At 44.8% G+C, this 23,176-nt stretch carries 21 protein-coding genes; 11 read left to right on the top strand and 10 right to left on the bottom strand.

Features of this window, described 5'->3' with window-relative positions; genetic code table 11:
• The first annotated feature begins 334 nt into the window (after positions 1-334).
• Complete coding sequence (locus tag ALT761_RS18490) at positions 335-1,300, top strand: carbohydrate kinase family protein (RefSeq protein ID WP_126873290.1); 966 nt, start codon at positions 335-337, stop codon at positions 1,298-1,300.
• A gap of 107 nt (positions 1,301-1,407) precedes the next feature.
• Here ALT761_RS18490 and ALT761_RS18485 read toward each other — a convergent pair whose 3' ends face one another.
• The 3 genes from ALT761_RS18485 to ALT761_RS18475 all read right to left on the bottom strand — a co-directional run bounded on the left by ALT761_RS18485 (position 1,408) and on the right by ALT761_RS18475 (position 5,044).
• A complete protein-coding gene (locus ALT761_RS18485) occupies positions 1,408-2,205 on the bottom strand; it encodes a hypothetical protein (protein WP_129740281.1) in 798 nt (265 codons plus the stop codon).
• A gap of 155 nt (positions 2,206-2,360) precedes the next feature.
• Positions 2,361-3,962 carry a cisplatin damage response ATP-dependent DNA ligase gene (locus tag ALT761_RS18480; protein WP_129740280.1) on the bottom strand — a complete coding sequence of 534 codons (1,602 nt, stop codon included), beginning with the start codon at positions 3,960-3,962 and terminating at the stop codon, positions 2,361-2,363.
• A gap of 2 nt (positions 3,963-3,964) precedes the next feature.
• Positions 3,965-5,044, bottom strand: a complete 1,080-nt coding sequence (locus ALT761_RS18475) for a ligase-associated DNA damage response exonuclease (RefSeq protein ID WP_232043495.1) — start codon at positions 5,042-5,044, stop codon at positions 3,965-3,967.
• Positions 5,045-5,275: 231 nt separating this feature from the next.
• Here ALT761_RS18475 and ALT761_RS18470 point away from each other — a divergent pair, with 231 nt between their 5' ends.
• Both ALT761_RS18470 and pdeM read left to right on the top strand, forming a co-directional pair.
• Entirely contained in the window at positions 5,276-7,789 is a 2,514-nt protein-coding gene (locus tag ALT761_RS18470; protein ID WP_129740279.1) for a ligase-associated DNA damage response DEXH box helicase, read from the top strand.
• Between the two features lie 425 nt (positions 7,790-8,214).
• Positions 8,215-8,949, top strand: coding sequence for a ligase-associated DNA damage response endonuclease PdeM (gene pdeM / locus ALT761_RS18465; protein WP_129740278.1), 735 nt, complete (start codon positions 8,215-8,217; stop codon positions 8,947-8,949).
• A 101-nt stretch (positions 8,950-9,050) separates the two neighbouring features.
• On the opposite strand, the gene ALT761_RS18460 is transcribed toward pdeM, so the two are convergent.
• Together ALT761_RS18460 and ALT761_RS18455 are read right to left on the bottom strand one after the other, a co-directional pair.
• Entirely contained in the window at positions 9,051-9,944 is an 894-nt protein-coding gene (locus ALT761_RS18460; protein WP_129740277.1) for a carbon-nitrogen hydrolase, read from the bottom strand.
• Positions 9,931-10,995: an agmatine deiminase family protein gene (locus tag ALT761_RS18455; protein ID WP_129740276.1), complete on the bottom strand. Its 1,065-nt coding sequence runs from the start codon at positions 10,993-10,995 to the stop codon at positions 9,931-9,933. The genes ALT761_RS18460 and ALT761_RS18455 overlap by 14 nt, the downstream gene beginning before the upstream one ends.
• A gap of 471 nt (positions 10,996-11,466) precedes the next feature.
• Here ALT761_RS18455 and folE point away from each other — a divergent pair, with 471 nt between their 5' ends.
• A complete protein-coding gene (gene folE, locus ALT761_RS18450; RefSeq protein WP_126873286.1) occupies positions 11,467-12,150 on the top strand; it encodes a GTP cyclohydrolase I FolE in 684 nt (227 codons plus the stop codon).
• Between the two features lie 74 nt (positions 12,151-12,224).
• On the opposite strand, the gene ALT761_RS18445 is transcribed toward folE, so the two are convergent.
• From ALT761_RS18445 to ALT761_RS18435, 3 genes are all read right to left on the bottom strand, one after another.
• Positions 12,225-12,413, bottom strand: a complete 189-nt coding sequence (locus ALT761_RS18445) for a CPXCG motif-containing cysteine-rich protein (protein ID WP_129740275.1) — start codon at positions 12,411-12,413, stop codon at positions 12,225-12,227.
• A gap of 523 nt (positions 12,414-12,936) precedes the next feature.
• Entirely contained in the window at positions 12,937-13,320 is a 384-nt protein-coding gene (gene gloA2, locus ALT761_RS18440) for an SMU1112c/YaeR family gloxylase I-like metalloprotein (RefSeq protein WP_129740274.1), read from the bottom strand.
• Positions 13,321-13,369: 49 nt separating this feature from the next.
• Positions 13,370-14,320 carry an aldo/keto reductase gene (locus tag ALT761_RS18435; protein WP_129740273.1) on the bottom strand — a complete coding sequence of 317 codons (951 nt, stop codon included), beginning with the start codon at positions 14,318-14,320 and terminating at the stop codon, positions 13,370-13,372.
• Positions 14,321-14,499: 179 nt separating this feature from the next.
• Here ALT761_RS18435 and ALT761_RS18430 point away from each other — a divergent pair, with 179 nt between their 5' ends.
• From ALT761_RS18430 to ALT761_RS18405, 6 genes are all read left to right on the top strand, one after another.
• The gene (locus tag ALT761_RS18430) at positions 14,500-14,997 is read left to right on the top strand and encodes a lipocalin family protein (RefSeq protein WP_129740697.1); all 498 of its coding nucleotides are present in this window, start codon (positions 14,500-14,502) and stop codon (positions 14,995-14,997) included.
• 84 nt (positions 14,998-15,081) lie between these two features.
• A complete protein-coding gene (locus ALT761_RS18425) occupies positions 15,082-15,639 on the top strand; it encodes a PhnA domain-containing protein (protein ID WP_013786343.1) in 558 nt (185 codons plus the stop codon).
• 28 nt (positions 15,640-15,667) lie between these two features.
• On the top strand, positions 15,668-16,717 hold the full coding sequence (pyrC, locus tag ALT761_RS18420; RefSeq protein ID WP_129740272.1) for a dihydroorotase: 1,050 nt from the start codon (positions 15,668-15,670) through the stop codon (positions 16,715-16,717).
• A 20-nt stretch (positions 16,718-16,737) separates the two neighbouring features.
• Positions 16,738-18,069 carry a substrate-binding periplasmic protein gene (locus ALT761_RS18415; RefSeq protein ID WP_232043494.1) on the top strand — a complete coding sequence of 444 codons (1,332 nt, stop codon included), beginning with the start codon at positions 16,738-16,740 and terminating at the stop codon, positions 18,067-18,069.
• On the top strand, positions 18,066-19,448 hold the full coding sequence (gene dbpA, locus ALT761_RS18410) for an ATP-dependent RNA helicase DbpA (protein ID WP_129740270.1): 1,383 nt from the start codon (positions 18,066-18,068) through the stop codon (positions 19,446-19,448). The genes ALT761_RS18415 and dbpA overlap by 4 nt, the downstream gene beginning before the upstream one ends.
• An 89-nt stretch (positions 19,449-19,537) precedes the next feature.
• Positions 19,538-19,939, top strand: a complete 402-nt coding sequence (locus tag ALT761_RS18405) for an ACT domain-containing protein (protein WP_129740269.1) — start codon at positions 19,538-19,540, stop codon at positions 19,937-19,939.
• Between the two features lie 152 nt (positions 19,940-20,091).
• On the opposite strand, the gene ALT761_RS18400 is transcribed toward ALT761_RS18405, so the two are convergent.
• Both ALT761_RS18400 and ALT761_RS18395 read right to left on the bottom strand, forming a co-directional pair.
• Positions 20,092-22,152, bottom strand: coding sequence for a M13 family metallopeptidase (locus ALT761_RS18400; protein WP_129740268.1), 2,061 nt, complete (start codon positions 22,150-22,152; stop codon positions 20,092-20,094).
• A gap of 18 nt (positions 22,153-22,170) precedes the next feature.
• Positions 22,171-22,398, bottom strand: a complete 228-nt coding sequence (locus ALT761_RS18395; protein WP_129740267.1) for a hypothetical protein — start codon at positions 22,396-22,398, stop codon at positions 22,171-22,173.
• A 136-nt stretch (positions 22,399-22,534) separates the two neighbouring features.
• Here ALT761_RS18395 and ALT761_RS18390 point away from each other — a divergent pair, with 136 nt between their 5' ends.
• Positions 22,535-23,149, top strand: a complete 615-nt coding sequence (locus ALT761_RS18390) for an RraA family protein (protein WP_129740266.1) — start codon at positions 22,535-22,537, stop codon at positions 23,147-23,149.
• The last annotated feature ends 27 nt before the right edge of the window (positions 23,150-23,176 follow it).

Raw genomic sequence — 23,176 nt, 5'->3', positions numbered from 1 at the left:
GTGTACCTGAATCATTATGAAATGAATGTTATAACAAACAGCACCACTAAGTCATGGATAGATACTAATTCAATATATTTAACATAATTAACCAAGAGCAGTTTCTCTCTACCAATCAAGCCGATAGATTACATATTCAATAGTCAGTCTTTAATGATGATAAAATATTAAATCAACAAGGTTGATTTATTTGTTTTGCTAGTTAATACTGTGCCCCAATTAATTAACTATAATTTAACGTGCCCGACGGAAGGTCCTTCGGCTACGCTTATTATCCATGACTACAGCGGTATAAATACGAAGTTATCGCTGTTAGCTTCAGCCAGAGGTGTTTATGAAAATTTTATGTTTAGGCGAAGTACTTATCGATATGTTAAGTGCGGGTGCGGCGGACCAAAGTGAAATGCCAGCAATGAATTCATTTCAGCCTTATGCTGGTGGTGCGCCGGCGAATGTAGCGGTTGCTGTTGCTAAGCTTGGTGGGCAAGGCGCTATGGTGTCTAAAGTAGGTGATGATACCTTTGGCCGTTTTCTTCAAGACATGCTTAGCTATCACAAGGTAAATACTGATTATGTTTGGAGTACGAAAGACGCCAATACGGCACTAGCATTTGTTAACCTAGATAAAGACGGTGAACGTTCTTTCGACTTCTATGTTGATAATGCTGCACATAAGCACATTGGTGAAGAAGACTTAGCCAAGGTTGCTTGTGATGATACTAGCGTGCTGCATTTTTGCTCTGGGTCTATTTCAGGTCCAGAGTTGTTACCTGGCACCGACTATATTCTAAATAAAGCCAAGCAAGAAAATATGCTTGTCTGTTTAGATATTAACTACCGTCCAGCGTTTTGGGATGACACCGCTAATGCCCCAGGCCGAATTGACGACGTGGCTAAGAAAGTGAGTATCTTAAAAGCAAGCCGCGAAGAGTTAGCAGAGCTTTACGGTGAAGAAAATGCTCAGGCTCATGTACAACAGTGGCTAGATAGCGGCGTTAAAGTGGTATTAGTGACTGATGGCGGGGAACCTATTCAGTACATAACAAAAGATTTCAGCGGTACCTTGGCCTCGCCAAAAGTAAGCGTGAAAGATACCACTGCAGCAGGCGATTCATTCATTGGCGGATTTTTGTATTTCTTATCTACCAAAGTGGCTAACAGCGCAGAATTCGACAAGTGGGCAAGTAGCTTTGAAAACGTAAGCGAAGCCACTGAATTTGCTATTCGCTGTGGTGCATACACGGTAACGCAATACGGTGCGTTTAGTGCATTGCCTACTATGAAGCATATTGCGAAATAGGCAATATATTGGCGCATAACCTGTATTGATATGAGTTTAGGTGTATTAATGAAAGCAAGGCGAGTATGCCTTGCTTTTTTATTACTGCGAATACATAGCGATACAATTTATGCGAAGAGACTAGGGCCTCTTACCTCTATACTGTTTCGTCTAGACTTAGTTTTGATGGAAAGAGCCATACAAATCGAAAGTAGCAAAATGGCTAATGAATTTGGCTCAGAAACGAAATAATTGTCTACGCCACTGTCGGCAACTAACGCTAGAGAAGCGACCCCCGAATTAATTTGCGCCCATTCTAAGAATGCATCGAAGTGATCTATTCGAGGTGAGGATAGATTCCGGCCCATTATGCTGTTGTTTCTAATCAGCCCTTCTGGATTTAGTGCGCCGCCGCTATATTCATCAAATAAGCCAATCATGTGACCAAACTCGTGAGCGGCTATTACCCCTTGACGACTATACGAGTAACCTGATGGCCTACCCGTATACCATTGGGTCAAATTCACATTACCATTACCTACAATCACATTAACAGTATGGTCAGCGCCCACACTGGTGTTTAGCCAATCCACATTAAATACAGTGTCGTAAAAATAAGTGCCGTCAGATAAGTCAAAAGCATTGCTCCAAATGGACTCAATGCCCTCTTCCCAAAAGTCTCGAAGTGCACTGCCAGGATCGGCACCCCTTAAGTAAACGTCAACATCAATCAGTAAATCTTGATCGACAAAACTAATATCGTAGCTCGTTGTCCATCGGAAGTTACCCCAAGGATTTTGAGATAAAATACTATAGTTGATAGTCTCAGTCGCAATATTAGTAATTAAGCCAGCGTTACCTGAGGTGGAAAAAAGGAGAAGAAAACCAATCAGGCAATGTTTGAACGATCGCGAAAACAACATCATATTTTGTCCTTGGCGAGGCACTAATCTAGGCACGCGCACATTAAAAAATATTCTACAATTTCTTTTCTAACAGTAAGTTAGATGAAACAGAAAAAGTTAATATACATTAAGTGTAAGCTAAAATTAGAGTTTGTAAAAAAAATGTTCAATTCAACTTATGATTCAATAAGCGCTTTCACGTTCATAAGCGTATCTGCCTCATCGGCAGGCTTATCCCAGCGAATGCGATGAATGCGAGGAAACCGTAGTGCTACGCCTGATTTATGTCGCTTGGACGGGTGAACAGCATCGAAAGCCACTTCCAGTACCAGCTCTTTTTTTACTTCTCGAACGGGACCGAAACGCCCTATAGCGTTTCTTCTTACCCAGTTATCTAATTTTTTTAGCTCTTCGTCAGTAAAACCCGAATAAGCTTTTCCAATGGGAAGTAACTGTTCATCTTGCCAGGCGCCAAAGGTGTAGTCGGAATAAAAACTTGAGCGCTTACCGTGGCCTCGCTGGGCATACATCATTACCGCATCGACCACCAGTGGGTCGCGTTTCCATTTATACCATTGTCCCTTTGGTCTACCTGGCACATAAGGGCTGCTTAAACGTTTTATCATGAGCCCTTCTACAGCACGGTTTTTACACACGTTTTTATGTAGCGTACGAAGCCCTTTTGGTGAATCGGCAGATAAGCACTCAGATAAATGCAGTCGTGAATCATTGTCGTGTTCCTGAATGCCATTTTTGTCAAACCACGTTTCTAGCGCTTCACGTCGGGTAGTCAGAGGGGCGTCGGTTAATTGCTTACCGTCTAGCACCAGTGCATCGTAAACAATTAGCCCCGCAGGGTTTGTTTCCATTAATGCAGCAGTAGGCTTTTTCTTATTAAGCCTTTGTTGTAGGGCATTAAACGTATCTACTTCGGCGTTATGCATCACCAACAGTTCACCGTCTAGCACCATATTGCCGCTGACACTATCGAGTAGGTCGGGGAAAGCGTGGCTGATGTCATCTCCAGTGCGAGAGAATAGCGCCTTTTCAGGCTCTTCTTTCGTGGTGTTGCACACTAACTGCACCCGAATGCCGTCAAACTTATGCTCTATTTGCCATTGCTCTGGAGCAAAGTCATCGACATCATCTTGCGCGATGGGGTGAGATAGCATGACAGGATGAAAGGTAACCGCGTTGCTAATATCCGGTTTAGGTCCGTTACCTTCAAGCCATGCGAGAAGGTCGGTATAAGGCGGTGCGACGCCATGCCACAGTTTCTCTATTTCGGTGATGTCTTTATTGCCATATTCCGCCAAAATTTGTTTGATAGAGCGAGCTGATACGCCAATACGAAGCCCACGGGTGCCAAGCTTCAACAATGACCAGCGCTGCGAGGGGGTCATCATAGTAAGGTAGTTTGCTAGCGTAGAAGATACGTTGTGCTTACTTATAGTTGCAAAGGTTTCTACCACTTCAGATAAGCTAGGTAATGACTGGTCAGGAATATATTCAGGCCATAAGTGGGCCACTGTTTCACTAACTTCGCCCACATAATCGTAGCTCATTGCAAATAGTTCTGGGTCTACCCGTTCGGTAATCAGTTTTTTTACCGTATTGCGCTTAAAAAAATCAAACTTAAGCGTGCCTGCCATAGCGGCAATAGCCCAGCCACGATCGGGGTCTGGCGTAGTAGCAAGGTAATGCAGAATTAGCTGTGCTTTGGCTTTGGTTCCAGCGGTATAGTAAAGCTGCTCAAGTAAGTCACTAAATGCCTGCATTGCTATTCCTCCTGCGCCGCTTCATCGTAACCTACCAGCGATAGCGCTCGTGCTTTAAACCCCATCTTTTGTGCTTGATACATTAAGGCATCTTCACGACCGTGGGTCACCCATACCTCACTAGGATTGACTTCGGTAAGGGTTTGTAATAACTCGGGCCAATCGCAGTGATCTGAAATAATAAGTGGCAACTCAGCGTTGCGCTGCTTAGCTCTAGCGCGAATTTGCATCCAGCCCGAGGCCAACACAGCACGAACGTGGGGTAAGCTTCTCGACCACCTGTCGGCTAAGGCTGAAGGGGGAGCCAACACGATTTCACCCGCCAATAACGCTTTATCCTCCACCTCGCTAACCGGAGTGATTTTTCCTAAATCAATACCTTCTCGTTCATATAAGTCACATAGCTTCAGTAGCGCACCGTGAAGATAAATAGGTTTGGCATAGCCGGCTTCTCGAAGCGCTAAAATAACCCGCTGGCATTTTCCTAGCGCATAAGTGCCAACTAGATGGCAGCGTGTTGGAAACACCTCAAGGGAGTGCAGCAGCTTTTGGATTTCTTGTTCAATTGGCGGGTGGGCAAATACCGGTAAGCCAAAAGTCGCTTCGGTAATGAGTACATCGCAAGGCACTACCTCAAACGGCGGGCATGTAGGGTCATGCCTACGTTTGTAGTCGCCAGATATCACTAGCCGATAACCCGCATATTCAATGAGCAATTGTGACGACCCTAAAATATGGCCAGCAGGGTAAAAAGTGACTTTTATCTTGCGTCGACCCTGTCCACTAGCGTCGCTGTGACTATCAATAGTGACCTCATCAAACTCTACGCTTTCACGGTAGGGCACAGCTATCTGTTCCTCAGCCATATCATCACCGTAGCGGGTGGTCATAATGGCCATAGTTTGGGGGTGGGCGAATACTCGTTTGTGCCCGGCTCTAGCATGGTCAGCATGACCGTGGGTAACAAGCGCGGTTTCAACGGGCTGCATTGGGTCGATATAAAAATTGCCCGGCACACAATACAAACCTGCGTCGTCTGTCTTCATCCACTTTGAAGGGTGTATTGTATTTTCAGCCGTCATATAAAACCTACATGCTCTTCGTTAGCGTTTCATATAACTACGGTGGTTTTACGCAATTGGTTGAGCGTAGTGGAAAATTAAACTCTTCTGCCGAATGAACGTATACCTACTATTGCTTACCATCGAAACAGCAGGGTAACGAAAAAATTATGGCGCAGGAGAAGTTCGGGCAAGGGGTTAACGTTGTGCGCAGCTTTTATTTCAAAAGTTTCAAAAGATATGCCAGTTAATATGCCTAAGACCAAAGCATCACCTCACAAAGTAATTGAAACCGGTAGTGATATTTTGCCCCCGGCGTTTAGCCAATGGTTCAACAATAAAGGCTGGGCGCTTCGAGATTACCAGAGGAAAATACTCGAACAGAGTATTAAGCAAACTGGTGGTCGTAAACGGAAAACCTACAACACCACGTTGCTCATTGCCCCTACCGGAGCTGGCAAAACTTTATCCGGCTTTCTACCAAGCTTAGTCGAGTTAGCTCAATCGCCACAGCAAGGGCTTCACACCTTATACATTTCGCCGCTTAAAGCACTAACCCAAGATATTCATCGCAACTTATTGCAACCTATTGAAGAAATGGAATTGCCGATAACGGCAGAAACCCGTACAGGCGATACACCTTCACATAAACGGCAGCGCCAACGAAAAAAACCGCCAAATTTGCTGCTTACTACCCCTGAATCGCTCATGTTAATGCTGAGCTATGCTGATGCTGACAAACTATTTGGAAAACTAAAGCGAGTTATTATTGATGAAACCCATAGCCTAGTAGCAAACAAGCGAGGAGATTTTTTGTCATTAGCGCTAGCACGGCTTTCAGTATTGTCACCCGACATGAAGCGGGTAGGGTTGTCGGCCACGGTCGCTTACCCAGAAACGCTAGGTGCATGGCTTGCTGGCACAGAAGGCACCGCTAATATCATCAGCGTGAAAGCGGGTGAAAAACCAAAAGTAGACATGCTGCAATCTGAAAACCGCATGCCATTCGGTGGTTTTATGGCGCGCTATGCCATTACCGATATATATAAGGCCATTGAAGACGCAAAAACCACTTTGGTGTTCGTGAATACCCGGGCCCAATCCGAACTGATTTTTCAAATGCTATGGGAACATAACACCGCTGGCTTACCCATAGCCTTATATCATGGCAGTTTAAGTAAAGAGCAGCGGCGTAAAACAGAAGCCATGATGTCTAGCGGATTGTTACGGGCAGTAGTCTGTACCTCGGCGCTAGAACTAGGCATTGATTGGGGCGATGTAGACAAGGTAATACAAGTTGGAGCCCCAAAAGGGGTAAGCCGATTGCTACAGCGAATAGGGCGAGCAAATCATAGGTTAGACGAACCCAGCGAAGCTTTGCTGGTGCCCGCTAATCGCTTTGAAGCCCTTGAATGCCAAGCCGCTATTGATGCAATTAACAAAGGCGAGCTAGATGGCGATGCCCCACAGCCCGGGGCATTGGATATTATTCCCCAGTTTATTGTGAACTGCCTTTGCAGTAATGCCGACACGCCAGATACCCTTTACGAGCAAATACTTTTAGCATCGCCCTATCAAGGGCTCGATAAACAAGATTTTGAAAAGTTATGGCAGTTCGCGTTAGATGGCGGTAGTGCGCTTAATGCCTACGAGCGATATCAGCGCCTAATGCAAAACGAGGACGGTACGTTTTCACCTGCCAACAGGCGGGTAATACAAAGGCATCGGCAGAACATAGGCACTATTGTTGAAGCGGGAAGGTTAAAAGTAAAACGCATTCGCCGTGGTAATCAGGGCAAAATTATTGGGGAAGTAGAAGAGTACTTTGCCCAGCAACTTACCCCCGGAGACACCTTTTATTTTGCCGGCGAAGTGCTTAAATATGAAGCCATTCGGGATATGCAACTTCACGCTCGCCCTGCGAAAGCGAAAGAGCCTAAAATTCCTAGTTATTCTGGTGGTCAAATGCCATTGTCGACGTATCTGGCTGATGGGGTTCGAGCAATATTAGCTAACCCCAAGAGTTGGCGTAAATTGCCCGTGCAAGTACGAGACTGGTTGAATTTACAACAACAGTTCTCACTGCTTCCTGAGCCCGAAAAGGTACTGGTAGAGCAGTTTCCTTTTCGTAACGTAAACCATACGTTGTACTACACCTTTGAAGGGCGAAAAGCTAACCAAACCTTGGGCATGCTAGTTACCCGTAGAATGGAAAAAATGGGTGTTAAGCCGTTAAGTTTCAGCGTGACCGACTATGGTTTATCGATAAGTGCGGTCAAACAGATTACCGATAAACAACTGCAGCAACTGTTTCAGCCGGATATATTAGGCGATGAGCTAGAAGACTGGATGCTACAAGCGCCCATGTTAAAGCGGTCTTTCAGGCAGGTGGCGGTAGTGAGCGGTTTAACCGAACAGCGTTATCATGCTAGTCAGAAAACCATGAAACAGGTGACGTTTTCTACGGATTTAATTTACGACACGCTGCGTGAGCACGACCCAGATCATATCCTTCTTGCAGTAGCGCGGGCGGATGCTGAGCGGGAGTTGTTGGACTTGCAGCGCTTGGCGAATTTGCTCATCCGCTTTGTAGATAAAACCACGTTAGTAAACTTAGAAAAAGTATCGCCCATGGCAATCCCTATTGTGCTGAACATGCGAAGTGAACAAATAAAAGGGGCGGGGGCGCAAGCGATACTCGAACAAGCCGATTTATATGCTGAAGCAGAAAATATGCTAGATGAAGTACGGGCTTTGTTGTCTTGAGAATATTAAGTTTGGTCGAGCAGTATTAGCCCCAGAAACACGCCGTAAATACATCCATGTAGGCTCTGCCGCAGCATCCATGCTGCGGAAGGTTTCTAGTGCCAATACTGCTCACCCAGTCTAATTCTATTGGTGTTAAAGTGAGTGAATATGAATTGAATACATCCATGTAGGCTTTGATGCAGCATCCATGCTGCATAAGGTTCCATACCCAACCCCACGCCACCGCAAGAGGTTAATTCCTAAGTAGTTTTGTAACTGGTGTGTTGTTTTATGTAATGCGCCGTAAATACATCTATGTGGGCTCTGATGCAGCGTCCATGCTGCATAAGGTTCCATACTCAACCCCACTCCACCGCGATAGGCGAGTTCGTTTGGGAGGTTGGAGGTGGGATGGCGTTAAATATTATGAAAGAGGTTAGTAAGTGGCAATAAGTGAGCAGTGGCTATCTTCACAGGTGGCGTTGCATAGTATTAGTATTGTGAAGTTTGCGGAGCTGCTATGGTTGCTAGATGCCAGAGGTGTGGCATATTTGCCTGCGCTTGATTGGCTGGTGGTATCAGATTTACACCTTGAAAAAGGTAGTTACTTGCGCAGTTATGGTAATCCGCTGCCAAGTGTCGATTCTGTTGCTACGCTTAAGCGTTTGCAGCACATTATTAGCGATTATAACCCTGCTCGGGTGATTAGCTTAGGTGACAGTTTCCACGATAAACACAGCATGTCTCGCATGACCGCTGTCGACAGAAACCTCTTATGCGATATCATAAAGAGCGTTCCTTGCTGGGATTGGGTGGAGGGGAACCATGACCCCGACTTACCCGAAGGAATTCCCGGTAATCCATGTCATGAAATAGTGCAAAATAATGTGGTGTTTCGCCATGAACCAGAGATGCACGGAATCGAGCTAAGTACGAAGGGCAAGGTTCAAATCAAGCAGCAAGTTATTGGCCATTATCATCCTAAAATACGCAAGACTATTTCCCGTCGTCGATTTTCCGGTAAATGCTTCGTGGTTACTGAAGACTTATTTATCATGCCAGCTTTTGGGCAATTCACAGGGGGCTTAGATGTGGATGAAGAGGTCATGCTAGCGTTGGCATCTAAAAGATCCCGTGCCTGCTATATGTTGTATGACGGTACGATTTTTAAAGCTTGATCGGCAAATTCTCATAATACTGAGCGCCATAAAAAAACGGGCATTTTAGTTGCCCGCTTTAAACTTTGATAAGCCCTTGTACAAGGGCATAAGGCGCTAGCCTAATCGCGCCAGCGCTTAGTTAGGTCTTCGTAAGCATCAATGCGACGGTCACGGAAATAAGGCCAAATGCGTTTTACTTTTTCAGTGCGGGTTAAATCTAGCTCTACCGAAAGGGTAGTTTCACCTTCGGCTTCTGCTTTCGCTAGAATTTCACCTTGCGGGCCCGTAATAAAGCTTTGCCCCCAAAACTGAATGCCTGGGTCGCCCGCCACTGGCGATGCTTCAAAGCCAGTGCGGTTTGCCACAATGACCGGCACCGAGTTTGCTACCGCATGTGAGCGCTGAATGGTTTCCCACGCGCCATGCTGACGGCTACGTTCTTCTTCGGTATCTGTGCTATCCCAACCAATTGCCGTAGGATAAAACAGTAAGTCAGCCCCCGCCATTGCCATTAAGCGTGCCGCTTCTGGATACCATTGATCCCAGCAAACTAATACGCCCAATTTACCCACGCTGGTTTCAATTGGCGTAAAGCCCATGTCGCCCGGTGTGAAGTAAAACTTCTCGTAAAAGCCTGGGTCGTCAGGAATATGCATTTTGCGATATTTACCGGCAATCTCTTTGCTTCTATCAAATACCACTGCGGTATTGTGATAAAGACCAGAACCGCGCTTTTCAAATAGCGATGTCACCAACACAATATTGTGTTTTTCAGCCAGCTCACCAAAGAAATCTGTCGCAGGACCTGGAATAGGTTCGGCTAAATCAAAGGCGTCGGTATCTTCCTGCTGACAAAAATAAAGGGTGCTATGAAGTTCTTGCAGCAAAATACATTCACAGCCTTCGGCGGCGAGTTTTGCAACTTGCTCAGCGCTTTTATTCCAGTTAGTTGCTTTGTCGTTATCAGCAACAGACTGTTGTACCAAGCCTATCTTTAGCTTAGTTCGTTGCATGTACAGACACTCCTTTTGAGAAGGTGGAAATAACAGATTCTTTCAACGTATTTGTGGGTACCTGCATGGAAATACAATGCAAACTGCCAAATTGCTTTACCAACACCGAGCAATCTATAGGCTCAATAATGTGGTCGGGGTAAGCCAGCTGCATTTGGCTAATCGCCGCTTCATCTTCAGGTTGCCCATAAATAGGTAAGAGCACCGCACGATTACAGATCAAAAAGTTGGCGTACGATGCGGGCAAACGCTCGCCCTCGTCGTTAACAATATTAGGTAGTGGCAATCGATATTGTTCGTGCTCTGGCATTGCACTGGCGCACTCATCGCAAAGTGCACTTAACCCTGCATAATGACTGTCGGTTTTGCGATTATCAGCCGCTTGGATAACCAAGCCTTTATTGGGCGTGAAACGCACAAGGGTATCTACATGCCCGTCAGTATCGTCACCTTCAAGGTGACCATGTTCTAGCACCGTAAACGTGTTGCAACCTAACATGTCATTAAAGGTTTCAGCGTAATCATTGATAGTCATATCACCGTTGCGCTTAGGGTTTAATAGACACTGAGAGGTGCTAAGCAAGTGGCCTAGGTCATCAATTTCTAACGCGCCACCCTCAGCTACTACTGGACTGCTTCGAAGGGGCAATTTACACAATGAAGCAAGGTAGCGTTGGTTGGCCATATTGTCTTCACTGGCATTAAACTTTTCACCCCAACCATTGAAGCGAAATTCTACTGGCGCCCCAAAACCTTCTGAATCACGACAGGTCAAAAAACCGTAGTCACGCACCCAAGTGTCGTTATAAGACGCAGGCAGAATGAGTACACGTGAGTGATCGCCTAAACGCGATTGCACATTATCAACATCGTCAGGGGCGCATAACAATATCACACCAGCATGATAACGGTTGACCGCTGCAATCACGTTCAAATAGGTTTCACGGGCTTCTTCTAGCCATGGCGCCCAGTCGGTTTCTGCATGCGGCCACGCCAGCATTACAGCATCAACGGTTTCCCATTCAGGAACCAGTTTACGACTACCTTGCATGTTTATTCTCGATAGAAATAAATAATGCATCGATTATAACTATCCTACTCACGCCAACCAATAGCAAACTTGATGAAATTCTTTTCTTGTCACGAGCAGTGTCACAATTAGAATGATGACATGTTAGAAAAGGTGCGATTTGTAGTAGCGCTATTTAACGTTTATTTTTTGATCTCATTTACTTTAATGACCGTTTTATCTCAATAAAAATAAAACATGCCTTTAATAGCATTTTCAGATTAGGCTAATCTCAGCATTTGCTCGATCAATAGCCGCTAGAATGCTAAAATATAACCATTAGAAGTCGCCAAACCTTTGCCAAAGCGTAGTTATATGCCTTGGCCGTAATCATGCTATTCAGTAGTCTTGCGTTGGCTTTCAGGCGGTATTGTCATTTGCATCTTGGTATCAAGTTAGCCTTAATCGTGTCGATTACGTTTAAGGGTAAAGAAGTATTTACGGATAGGGTTAATGTTAGCAAAAGAAGCGGTCATTGTGCGTGACGCACTAGAGCCATCAATTTCTGAATCGGCACAACGTGTTAGAGCAGCGCTTGAAGAAAAAGGGCTGGAAACACCTATGGTGGCGAACGGTTTGTCCGACGAGCAAAAGCGTCAGAAGATTGAAATTGCAATGCGTGATGTGATGAATACGCTTGGGCTCGATCTTAACGATGATAGTTTGCACGACACGCCAACCCGTATTGCGAAAATGTACGTGAACGAAGTGTTTGGTGGTTTAGATTATCGTAATTTTCCTAAAATAACCCAAATCGAAAATAAGATGCGTCTTGATCAGCCTGTTCAAGTGTCTGATATTAGTTTAACGAGCACATGCGAACATCACTTTGTGACTATTGATGGTCTCGCTACCGTTTCTTACATCCCCAAAGATACTATTATTGGGTTATCGAAATTAAACCGCTTAGTGAGTTTCTTTGCACAGCGCCCTCAAGTGCAAGAGCGGCTAACACAGCAAGTGCTTGTTGCCATTCAGACATTAGCCTCTACCGAAGATGTAGCGGTAAGCATTAATGCTACGCATTACTGTGTAAAAGCCAGAGGTATACGCGATACTAATTCGTATACGAAGACATCTGCGCTAGGTGGAAAATTTTTGTCTGATGTGGAATTGCGAAGAGCATTTTTTAGTTAGTTAAGAAAAATGCTAACTGCTTTGGCCAATAAAAAACCGCTTTTATAGCGGTTTTTTATTATGAATGGATTTTATTATAGTTCGCTGATGACAAGGTTAATACGACCTTCTACCCCATTTGCTGCGGTAAGGCTTAAATTCTTTTTGCAACACCCACAAGTTTCAACCTGCTCTTGATACATATCGCGAATGGTGTCTTCAGAAAATTCATTGAAAGCGCCACAATAGGGGCACATGTATTCTAGAGGTGTTTCGGTCTTCATATATTGTCCTTTTAAGCTTCACCCATATCCATATGGTGACTGCATATTTTAAGCTTCAGTGTTGAATAACAGCGTATAGTTGCAGAGTGATACGACGCGTTTGAGCAAATCGATTACTCTACCTAAAGTATAGTCGCAAATTATTAGGTTGCCTGTGCAATACGCCAAAATCACGCTAAGTTGCGGCGGAGTAACAGAAAATAGATTTTCCGTTACTGGCTGCCAATAATAATAGGGGCTGAATGGGCGATTATCGCTCTAGCTAAAGTCATTGAAACGAAGCGAGAGAGATTCTTGCTTCGCTGGGCATAACGCAACGCTATTTAGGATGGGGCAATCTTTTGAAATAAGTCGCAGAAGTGCATTTAAACTCGGTAAGCAAACAGCGTGATGAAAGCAAACACGGTATGAGTTCGATGACTTCAGCGAAAATCTGTAGAAAGCGCAAACGATTAAGTTGAACGGTACGCTGTTACATTAAGATATGCACGAAAGACGATGCATTTGAACTGTTCATACAAAACTACATTTCATAGAGCTCAAGCGGTAAACCGTCGGGGTCTGCGAAAAAGGTAAACCGTTTCCCTGTGTATTCATCTACACGAATGGGCTCGCACTCCACCTTATTTGCAGTTAAATGCGCAATCACCTCATCAATGTCATCTACCCTGAACGCCAAGTGACGCAACCCTTGCGCCTCGGGCCTTGAGGGCCTCTCTGGCGCACCAGGAAATGAAAACAGTTCAAGTTGTCCGCCATCGGGTAATGCCAAATCGCACTTGTATGACTTTCTCGCTTCGCGATAATTTTCCGCAATAACGCTAAGACCAAGAATGTCAGTATAAAAATGTTTAGACACCGGGTAGTCGCTACAAATTAGCGCTACGTGATGAATTCCTTTTAACATAAATAAGCTCCGTTAAAACATGAAACCAGAATGTGACACACACCCTGCCTTATGGCATTTCCTGGCCACGTGCAGTTTCTAACAACAAGTACCAATGTTCACGGCTAAGGTGAACCTTTAACGCTTTATGGCAGGCCTTTATACGTTCAATATTGATGGTACCTAGTACGGGCTGAATATTGGCAGGATGACGCATTAACCAAGCCAATACGATAGCTTCAGGACTAGTCTGGTATTCAGCGGCCAGAGAATTAACCAGCCCAGCCGTGGCAGCATCAGTATCGTTGTGGGTACTGGCACCCGTATACTTGCCTTGTGCCAAGCTGCCCCAAGCTTGAAGTTGCACCTTGTTCATCATGCAATACTCAAGGGTACCTGGGGCATAACCAGAGTTACGGTTTGCCGGGCTATTGGTGGTAACACCGTCTTCTAACCAGTCTCGAAACGCTAAGCTCATCTCCAACTGATTTGCCACAATTGGGCTAGAAAGCGCCGATTGTAGGTACGCCATTTGATGCCCATGCATGTTTGATACACCCACGTGCTTTATCTTGCCTTGTTGTTGTAAGGAAGAGAGCGTGGTAGCCACTTCATCCAGCTCCATTAAGGGATCGGGGCGATGAAGCAATAAAATATCAAGTTGCTCTATGTTCAAACGCTGCAAGATACCTTCTACCGATGATTCAATCCATTTTGCAGAGAAATCGTAGCGCTTTGGTCCTAAATCATCTTCGAACCGTATGGCACACTTAGATTGCAAAATCATGCGCTCTTTCAGCGAAGGGTTTTCTTTTAGAACCTTACCAAACACGGTTTCAGCTTTGCCAAAGGTATAGATGTCCGCATGATCGAACACATTAATATCAAGAGCCAATGCTTGTTCTATTACCTGGTGTGCTTGTAACACATGTTCTTTCGTTGCTGATTCGTTGTTCCAGCCACCACCAAGGCCCATGCAGCCATAAACAAGTCTGCTTGCGTCTGGGAAATAGTTTTGCATCTTATACTCCAAATAAATGTGCAACTGCGTTGGCAGTCACGATAACGTGCTATTTTGTTAAAGTAAGCCATATATAGATGAAGCTAGGGGATTAGTCGATGTTTAACACATTGAATACGTATGAAGGTATTTTTCGCCGATTGTTTAGCCAGCATAGTAAAAAATGGTTCAGTGTGGCCATGTTATTTACTTTGGTGGGATGTACTTCAGTACCAGATGGCGTCAAGCCGGTGGAAGGATTTGAGTTAGACCGTTATTTAGGGCAGTGGTACGAGGTAGCGCGCTACGATCACAGTTTTGAAGAGGGGCTATCCAATGTTACGGCTACCTACGCTATGCGTGACGATGGTGGCGTAAAGGTTATCAACCGAGGTTACTCGCAAGAAGAAGCAAAGTGGGATGAGGCCGAAGGTAAAGCTTATTTTGTATCGACTGCCGATACTGCGCATTTAAAAGTATCATTCTTTGGTCCTTTCTATGCCAGTTATGTGGTGATGGCATTAGACAAAGAAGACTATCAATATGCCATGATAACAGGGCCTGATAGAGATTATTTGTGGATCTTAGCAAGAGAAAAATCCTTACCTCAAGAAACTATCGACGCCCTTTTAGCCCAAACTACACAAAGCGGCTACGATACCAGTAAATTGATTTGGGTGTCTCACGACACGCCTTAACCATGTTTAGCAGGCGTTTTTGCCAGCCCCTATTTAGCCGAATTGTGGTATACTTTGCGGCAAAATATTGTAGGGACATTTGCCGTGCTTCAAGAAGCTGTTTTCAATCGAGCGGATAACGCTTGCGAGTTGTGTAAGAACACCGAAAATTTAGACGTTTACATGGTACCTGAGTCGCCAGACGAAACTGCTGGCTGCGCGGTACTTACTTGCCAAACCTGCCGCATGCAACTTAACAGTGAAGCCGACATAGACACCAACCACTGGCGTTGTCTTAACGACGCCATGTGGTCACCCACACCCGCCGTTCAAGTGGTGGCTTATCGTATGCTTAATAAAATAAGCGGCGAAAGCTGGGCACAAGATTTGTTAGACATGGCCTATTTAGAAGACGATGTTAAGCAGTGGGCTGAAGCGGGACTTATCGAGCAGGAAGCTACGCTTGATTGTAACGGTACTGCGCTGCAAGCTGGCGATAATGTGCACCTAGTTAAAGACCTTACTGTGAAAGGGGCTAACTTCACAGCGAAGCGCGGCACACCAGTAAGAGGCATTAGCCTAAGCGATAACCCTTTGCATATTGAAGGTAAAGTGAATGGTACCCGCATTGTTATTATTGCGGCATATACAAAAAAATCTTAATTGGTCTTAAAGAAGAGAGCTTTCGGTTATGCAAACGCTAACGATTAGAACCCCCGATGATTGGCACTTACATTTTCGTGACAACGAAATGTTAGCAGAAACTGTTCCCGCTACAGCCCGTTGTTTTCAGCGCGCCATCGTAATGCCTAACTTGGTTCCACCTGTGGTGAATGCAAGTATGGCGGTAGCTTACAAACAGCGGATAGAAGCGGCTCGTCCTACGGGTAGCAGCTTTGAACCTCTAATGACTCTCTTTTTGACTAACACCACATCAGTACAAGATATTGCTGATGCGAAGGCCGCTGGCGTAACAGCGTGCAAGCTATACCCAGCTGGCGCAACCACCAATTCAGATGCTGCTGTAAAAGGTATCGAGGCGTTATACCCTGTTTTTGAAGCCATGGAGGCTCACGGGCTATTACTACTTATCCATGGTGAAGTTACCGAATCGCATATTGATATCTTCGACCGTGAAAAAGTGTTCATCGATACGCATTTGTCACCTATCGTGGCGGCTTTTCCGAACTTAAAAGTAGTGTTTGAGCATATTACTACCGCAGACGCAGCAGCTTTTGTGGTAGATGCTAGCGCCAACGTGGGCGCGACAATTACGCCACAGCATTTATTGTTAAATCGCAATGATTTACTGGTTGGTGGCGTTCGACCACACAATTACTGCCTACCAGTATTAAAGCGAAATACACATCAAAAAGCTCTGCAAGATGTGGTAGCCAGCGGCAATACTAAATTTTTCTTAGGTACCGATTCAGCACCTCATGCCAAACACAAAAAAGAAAACGCGTGTGGTTGTGCCGGTTGCTATAGCGCATGGTCTGCCATCGAGCTTTATGCAGAAGTCTTCGAGCAGTTGGGCGCATTAGACAAGCTAGAAGGGTTCGCCAGTAACTACGGCGCAGACTTTTACGGACTACCAAGAAACAACACAACAATGACGTTAGTAAAAGAAGCGTGGACAGTACCTGAACAGGTCACGTTGGCTGATGGTACCGATATGGTGCCTTTCTATGCAGGGCAGACGCTTCAATGGAAACTACAAGATACTTTCCAAACTCGTTAGCCAGACTAACGAAATGTCTTATGCTACTTGTGCTATTGATAACTTCAGTAGCGCATTCAGTCGTTCGGGCAGAAAACGCGGTAATACAGGTGTCTTCTGTTGAAGACGCCAGTACGCAGTCTGAATGGCTAAGTTATTATCAGCAGCGTTTAGTCCAAGAGATTGCCTTATTAGCGGGTTATCAAACACAGTTTGATTCACCCGAATCTTCAGTTGTCGGTGCAACTACCGATTCAAAAGCCTTGGAGTTAGTCTCTGGTCAGTTTGAAGGACTCGTGCCTTCGCCCCGTCTATATGCTGGAGTGCGAAGAACCCAAGAAAATGAGAATCAGTATTATTGGGTAACTGCCATTGCGGCATTTGCATGCGAAAAAGCGGTGTCGGTGTGCAGTGATAATACAGGGGCAGGGAACGGGAACGTTAGTCTAAGCTACTTAGCCTTAACGAATAGCGAAGAAAACAAAGGGTTAGCAGAATCTCTTTCCTTAGCGGCGAGTGAATATAAAGTGTCTGCTGACTATAAAGCATTACAGCATAGCGTGGATGAGAAACTCGGCGCATCACAGCATGTGTTTTCATTCGGTATTCTGAGTTTTGTTGGCGAGTTGAACGTTGATGCCAGTGATTTGTGGATCATTTCAGATTTGGTTCCGCTTTTCAGTGAAGTGGGTGAGCATAACGAGTTAGAAGGTATTGCCGCAGATTTCGTTAGAGATGTATTGGATGATGCGGGTATTGCTTCTCCCATACTCTACGCGCCTTGGCAGCGTATCGCGAAAGAAGCGATTTCCAAGCCAAATGTATTGGTTTTTTCTATCGTCCTCACTGCCGAAAGAGAGCCTGTATTTCATTGGATTTCACCTATATCCCGTAATCTGCACGGTTTGTTTGGTATAGATAAACGCTCATACCGCACTATCGATGCCGTTCCTTCAACAATGCGAGTGGGTACGTTAAAGAATGACTACCGTTTTGAGGTGGCTAGCGAACGGGGCTTCCACACGGTGGCATACGGTAGCTGGAAGGAAATAGTAAATGCGCTTTTAAGCAACAAGGTGGATGTCATCTTTGCTTCTCAAGGTGCTATAGATTTTGGTTGTGTTGATAAGGCACGGTGTAACGATATAAAACAAGTCGCACCATATAAAGTGTCTTCAGCCTACTTGGCATTATCTAAACTCGATACGTCGTTGGTGTTAGTAGAAATGCTTAAACTCACGTCAGCGAAAATTAAGAAAAGTAAGAAATTTAGGCAAACTTCTCAACAATGGAGTGAAGCCGTTCATAATAATCACAATGTTGCCCACCATATTGAAAATGGTGTTGTGCATCTTTGGAAAAAACAGAAATGACAATTGAAACAATAAAGCAGTTGGAAATAAATCCAGCGATTACAAAAGCGTTAGATGCACAAGGTATTTTTACCTTATCGCCCATTCAAGCACAGTCTTTACCTCATGCATTAGCGGGAAGCGATGTTATCGGGCAAGCGCAAACAGGCAGTGGTAAAACGCTTTGCTTCGTAATACCAGCGCTTGAAAAGATTGACCCTACATTATTTGCTACTCAAGTACTGGTATTGTGCCCTACGCGAGAGTTGGCAGACCAAGTGGCCGTGCAGTATAGAAATGCCGCAAAGCAAATTGGTAATATTAAAGTGATGACCATCTGCGGCGGTCAACCTATGGGGCCACAGATTCAGTCGCTTAAACATGGCGCTCATGTTGTAGTGGGTACACCAGGGCGTGTAATGGAGCACGTAGAGAAACGCAGGCTGATGCTTAAAGATGTACGTCTACGCGTGCTTGATGAAGCCGACCGAATGCTAGATATGGGCTTTGAAGATGACTTGAAAGTCATTTTTTCGCCAATGAAGAAGGGCGTACAAACCTTACTATTTTCTGCTACCTATACAGAAGAAATTGAGCGTATTGCCGATCAGTATTTAACCGAACCTGTAATTTGTAAGGTTGAAAGTGATGAGTCGAACAAACCGTCGATTACTCAAATCGGTTACAACATACTTCCGCACACACGAATACAAACGCTCAAAGCAATTCTGACCGATTCTCAGCCTAAAACAGCTATCGTTTTTTGTAACCGCCGGGTACAGGTGACTGAAGTGGTCGCGTCGTTACTTGAAGATGGCTTTAGTGCTGCAGGTTTACAGGGCGAAATGGAGCAGTACGAGCGTACGGCAGTTCTTAACCAGTTTGCTAGTGATGCACTACAAGTACTGGTTGCTACCGATGTAGCTGCACGTGGGCTTGATATTGATGATATTCCGTGTGTGATCAACTACACCGTGAGCGAAGAGCCGGAAACGCATATTCACCGTATTGGGCGTACTGCTCGTGCGGGCGCTGAAGGGACAGCAATAACGTTAGTGGGCGACGAGGAAGAGCATTTCTTGCGTAAAATTGAAGTGCTTCAAGGCACTGATATTCCGCTAAAAGGCGCACAAGGCTTACGTTTCCATAAAAACCGCATCATCGAACCTGAATTTAGCTGTATTTCACTGAGTGCGGGTAAAAAGCAAAAGCTTCGTCCTGGTGACTTAGTTGGTGCGCTGACTAAAGATGCAGGCATACCAGGTGATGATGTAGGTAAAATTGCTGTGCAAAATAGCCAAAGCTTTATTGCGGTTAAATTGCGTAGTGTAAAGCGTGCTATGAATCACTTCCGCGAAGGCAAGATTAAAGGCAAACGTGTGAGAGCACGTAAGTTATAGGTGATATCACCTATAACAGCTTAAGCGCATAGCACAATAGCTACGCAAGTATATTTCACGAGTTGGATAGGCAAAATAAAGGCGATTAGATGTCAGGCGAAACAGATTTAAATACTTTATTACAAACACTACAGCCAGAGCTAAGCGCTGAAGCGTTTGTATTTGTGAGCGTGCCGTACGCTGTTTCGCCAACTCAATTGGCCAATGCATTAATGGTGTATAAAGAAGATGAAGGTACAACTCTTATTCTGGAATCATCTTTTGCAAGTAACGAAGGTTTTGCAGTAGATAGCACCTTTAAGTGTATTACATGTAATGTCCATTCAAGCTTAGATGCAGTAGGTATGACCGCAGTAATGTCCGCTGCACTTACGAAGGCTAATATTAGCGCGAATGTGGTAGCCGGTTATTATCATGACCATATTTTCGTTCCGGCTGGCCGAGCCGACGAAGCCATTGCGGTATTGCTTGAATTGGCCAACCCTTCATAAGTCTCACGCATTCTGTTTAAAGCACATAAACGTGGCTAGCGAATAGAGGCTATCAATTTCCGTACGGTTTAAGCGCGATTCGCATATTTAACGCAGATATAAAAAAGGCGACAATGAATTGTCGCCTCGTTAATGACATTAGCCAATACCTATTACCAAATTTTTACGCGCTCTTCTGGCGGTAAATACAAATCATTTTCCTCGGTAACATCAAACGCCTCGTAAAATTCAGGCACGTTGCGCAGTGCACCGTTAGTACGGAATTTGGTTGGAGAGTGGGTGTCGGTCTGAATTTGGTTGCGTAAGGCTTCATCACGATACTTGCTCGCCCATACTTGGCCGTAACCAATAAATACGCGCTGATCGCCAGTGTAACCGTCAATCACAGGGGCTTCTTCACCCTCCAAGGTTAAGTGATAGGCTTTAAGCGCAATACTAATGCCGCCCAAGTCGCCAATGTTTTCACCCAGGGTATATTCACCATTAACGAAGAGTTCTGGCAGGGCTTCGAATTCATTGAATTGCTCGACAAGTTTCGCCGTTCTCGCTTCAAATTCCTGACGGTCAGTATCTGTCCACCAGTTTCGTAACGCGCCATCGCCATCAAACGTCGAACCTGCATCATCAAAACCATGACCAATTTCGTGTCCGATAACGGCACCAATACCACCGTAGTTTACCGCGTCTTCAGCATTCATATCGAAAAATGGCGGCTGAAGTATAGCTGCTGGGAAAACAATTTCATTCGCCGTTGGGTTATAGTAAGCATTAACGGTTTGAGGCGTCATACCCCACTCATGCTTCCATACTGGACCGCCTTGTTTCTTAAGCATTTCTTCGTAGGCAACATCGGCTGAACGCTTTAAGTTGCCAAATAAATCGCTGCCTTTCACTACCAGCTGAGAATAGTCTTTCCACGTATCGGGGTAACCAATTTTAACCGTGAATTTAGACAGCTTATCTAACGCCTGCTCACGGGTTTCATCTGTCATCCAATCTAGCTTTTCAATACTGTCCTTGTAGGCAAGTAAAAGATTACTCACCATGTCGGTCATACGCTCTTTCGCTTCAGGTGGGAAGTATTGTTTCACATAAACTTTACCAATAACTTCGCCTACATGGGCATTAGAAAGGCTAACAGCCCTGCGCCAACGTGGCTCAGGCTCTTCTACACCACGGAGTGTTTTGCTGTAAAAATTGAAATTAGCGGTGTCGAAATCTTCACTTAAACGGCTGGCTGAGGCATTAAGTAAGCCCCATTTTAGGAATACCTTCCAATCTTCCAAAGAGGTTTCAGTGATGAACGTATCCATTTGCTTCATGAAATCAGTTTGTAAAAATACAATGTTGTCTACGTCGTCCAATTCCATTTCATTAAGAAAAAGTGACCACGGGAAGTTGGGCATAAGAGTGCTTAGTTCTGACACAGGCACTTTATTGTAGTTAGCCGCCCAATTACGTACTTCTTCTTTCTTCATATGAAGCTCGGCAATACGGCTTTCCATATCAAACAACATTTGTGCGTTATCTGATGGCGCATCAAATTCAGCGAGGGTAAACATAGTTTCAATATGTTTAACGTAGGCATCGCGAATTTCTTGTGATTTGGCGTCGTCTTTAAAGTAGTAATCGCGCTCAGGCAGACCAAGGCCAGACTGCCATGTATAAATCATATAAGACTCTGGCGATTTGAAATCAGCATTTTGGCCAACGTTGAATGGGGTCACATAGCCGTACCGAATGGCATAGGCAAAGTATGCCGCTAATTCATCGTAATTTGTGATAGCTTCAATTTTTTCGATGTCGGCATTAATTGGGCTTATACCCAACTCATTAAGCGTATCCGTATCCATGTAAGCACGATAGAAGTCGCCCACTTTTTGTTCATCGGTGCCATCTGCAAAGTCGCCTTCGGCAGAACTTTTAATAATCTTCATCACATGATCTTGAGATTCATCACGCAAAATGGTGAAAGCGCCATAACTCGATTTATCGGCTGGGATCTCAAGGTTATCCACCCACGTGCCATTCACGTATTGGAAGAAGTCGTTGCCTGGATCGGCCGTTAAATCCATGTTTTCTTTGTTCACGCCAGACTTTAATTCTTTTTGTTGCGTTACCGCGGTTGGCGCTTGGCTTTCAGGTTGTGTATTTTGTGGGCTACATGCAGTGAGTGCTAATGCAACGCTTAAGCTAACTACGCTTTTCAACATTGATTGTAATTCCTATTTCTATAAGCTGGTGTGAACCAAGTCGTGATTAAATTGTGTCGTTAAGTTCATATCTCGTTGGCTGAATACTGACTTATGCTCTCTATTGCCTTTTGGTAATGCAATGTGGAGCGCTGGCAAATGTATGATGGTTAAAATCACCGCTTTTAAAAAGTCGTCGCCTTCATAAATCATAGACTTAAAATTAAGGCACGAAAGGCAGTATTCTCTTACGTTAATATTTATCACGCTCCTTCCATTAGAAAAAGCGCTTATAGTGAAAATACATAGCTTGTAACAACTTCTGTGTCTAATTTCGATATATTGACTACATTGGGCAGGCAAAATCACCTTTGCACTTCACTTAATATTGAAGGAATTAACATTGATTCAATTCGATACCGTGTCACCTTGCGAGTACGCCGACGCATTGCCTCGCAAGCAGTTTATGGATTATAAAATTAAGCCATTGTGGGAACCGATCCCCCGAATCGCTGGGCCTGCCTTTACAGTAAAATGCGAGGCAGGAGATCACCTTATGCTTCATGCGGCCATTTATCGTGCTAATGCTGGCGATATCATCGTGGTTGAGGCGGATGATAAATTCGCGGTGGCGGGCGGTAATGTGTGTGCAATTGCTAAGGCTAGAGGTATTAAAGGGTTTGTTATTGACGGTGTCATAAGAGACTTGGCTGAAACTCGAGAAAATCAATTCCCTGTCTTTGCTCGCGGTGTAGTCCCTAAGCCGGGTGCTAAAAAGTGTATATCGCCCCTTAATCAGCCTATTCAATGTGGTGGCGTAACAGTGAATGCCGGTGACATCATCGTGGCTGACGAAGAAGGTATTGTGGTAATTCCGCAAGCGCAAGCACAAGAAGCTTTTAATATAGCCTTTGCCCGTGGTGAAAAAGATGCAGCCATGACACTTGAACAGTGGCAAGCGCAGCATAGCGAAAAGGTAGAGAGTATTTTGTCAAACTTAGGCTACAACGATGAGTAAGCCGATGTTTTAAACCCGAGCATTGAA

The organism is Alteromonas sp. 76-1, assembly GCF_900654235.1.
GTDB lineage: Bacteria > Pseudomonadota > Gammaproteobacteria > Enterobacterales > Alteromonadaceae > Alteromonas > Alteromonas naphthalenivorans.
The sequence above is the reverse complement of the archived record's forward strand: the minus strand, read 5'-3'. Positions and strand labels throughout refer to the sequence as shown.

What these genes read in the sequence shown, in the direction of transcription:
- ALT761_RS18490 (WP_126873290.1), top strand. Translation starts at nt 335, where the DNA reads ATGAAAATTTTATGTTTAGGCGAAGTACTTATCGATATGTTAAGTGCG.
- ALT761_RS18485 (WP_129740281.1), bottom strand. Translation starts at nt 2,205, where the DNA reads ATGATGTTGTTTTCGCGATCGTTCAAACATTGCCTGATTGGTTTTCTT.
- ALT761_RS18480 (WP_129740280.1), bottom strand. Translation starts at nt 3,962, where the DNA reads ATGCAGGCATTTAGTGACTTACTTGAGCAGCTTTACTATACCGCTGGA.
- ALT761_RS18475 (WP_232043495.1), bottom strand. Translation starts at nt 5,044, where the DNA reads ATGACGGCTGAAAATACAATACACCCTTCAAAGTGGATGAAGACAGAC.
- ALT761_RS18470 (WP_129740279.1), top strand. Translation starts at nt 5,276, where the DNA reads ATGCCTAAGACCAAAGCATCACCTCACAAAGTAATTGAAACCGGTAGT.
- ALT761_RS18460 (WP_129740277.1), bottom strand. Translation starts at nt 9,944, where the DNA reads ATGCAACGAACTAAGCTAAAGATAGGCTTGGTACAACAGTCTGTTGCT.
- ALT761_RS18455 (WP_129740276.1), bottom strand. Translation starts at nt 10,995, where the DNA reads ATGCAAGGTAGTCGTAAACTGGTTCCTGAATGGGAAACCGTTGATGCT.
- folE (WP_126873286.1), top strand. Translation starts at nt 11,467, where the DNA reads ATGTTAGCAAAAGAAGCGGTCATTGTGCGTGACGCACTAGAGCCATCA.
- ALT761_RS18445 (WP_129740275.1), bottom strand. Translation starts at nt 12,413, where the DNA reads ATGAAGACCGAAACACCTCTAGAATACATGTGCCCCTATTGTGGCGCT.
- gloA2 (WP_129740274.1), bottom strand. Translation starts at nt 13,320, where the DNA reads ATGTTAAAAGGAATTCATCACGTAGCGCTAATTTGTAGCGACTACCCG.
- ALT761_RS18435 (WP_129740273.1), bottom strand. Translation starts at nt 14,320, where the DNA reads ATGCAAAACTATTTCCCAGACGCAAGCAGACTTGTTTATGGCTGCATG.
- ALT761_RS18430 (WP_129740697.1), top strand. Translation starts at nt 14,500, where the DNA reads ATGTTATTTACTTTGGTGGGATGTACTTCAGTACCAGATGGCGTCAAG.
- pyrC (WP_129740272.1), top strand. Translation starts at nt 15,668, where the DNA reads ATGCAAACGCTAACGATTAGAACCCCCGATGATTGGCACTTACATTTT.
- ALT761_RS18415 (WP_232043494.1), top strand. Translation starts at nt 16,738, where the DNA reads ATGCTACTTGTGCTATTGATAACTTCAGTAGCGCATTCAGTCGTTCGG.
- dbpA (WP_129740270.1), top strand. Translation starts at nt 18,066, where the DNA reads ATGACAATTGAAACAATAAAGCAGTTGGAAATAAATCCAGCGATTACA.
- ALT761_RS18405 (WP_129740269.1), top strand. Translation starts at nt 19,538, where the DNA reads ATGTCAGGCGAAACAGATTTAAATACTTTATTACAAACACTACAGCCA.
- ALT761_RS18400 (WP_129740268.1), bottom strand. Translation starts at nt 22,152, where the DNA reads ATGTTGAAAAGCGTAGTTAGCTTAAGCGTTGCATTAGCACTCACTGCA.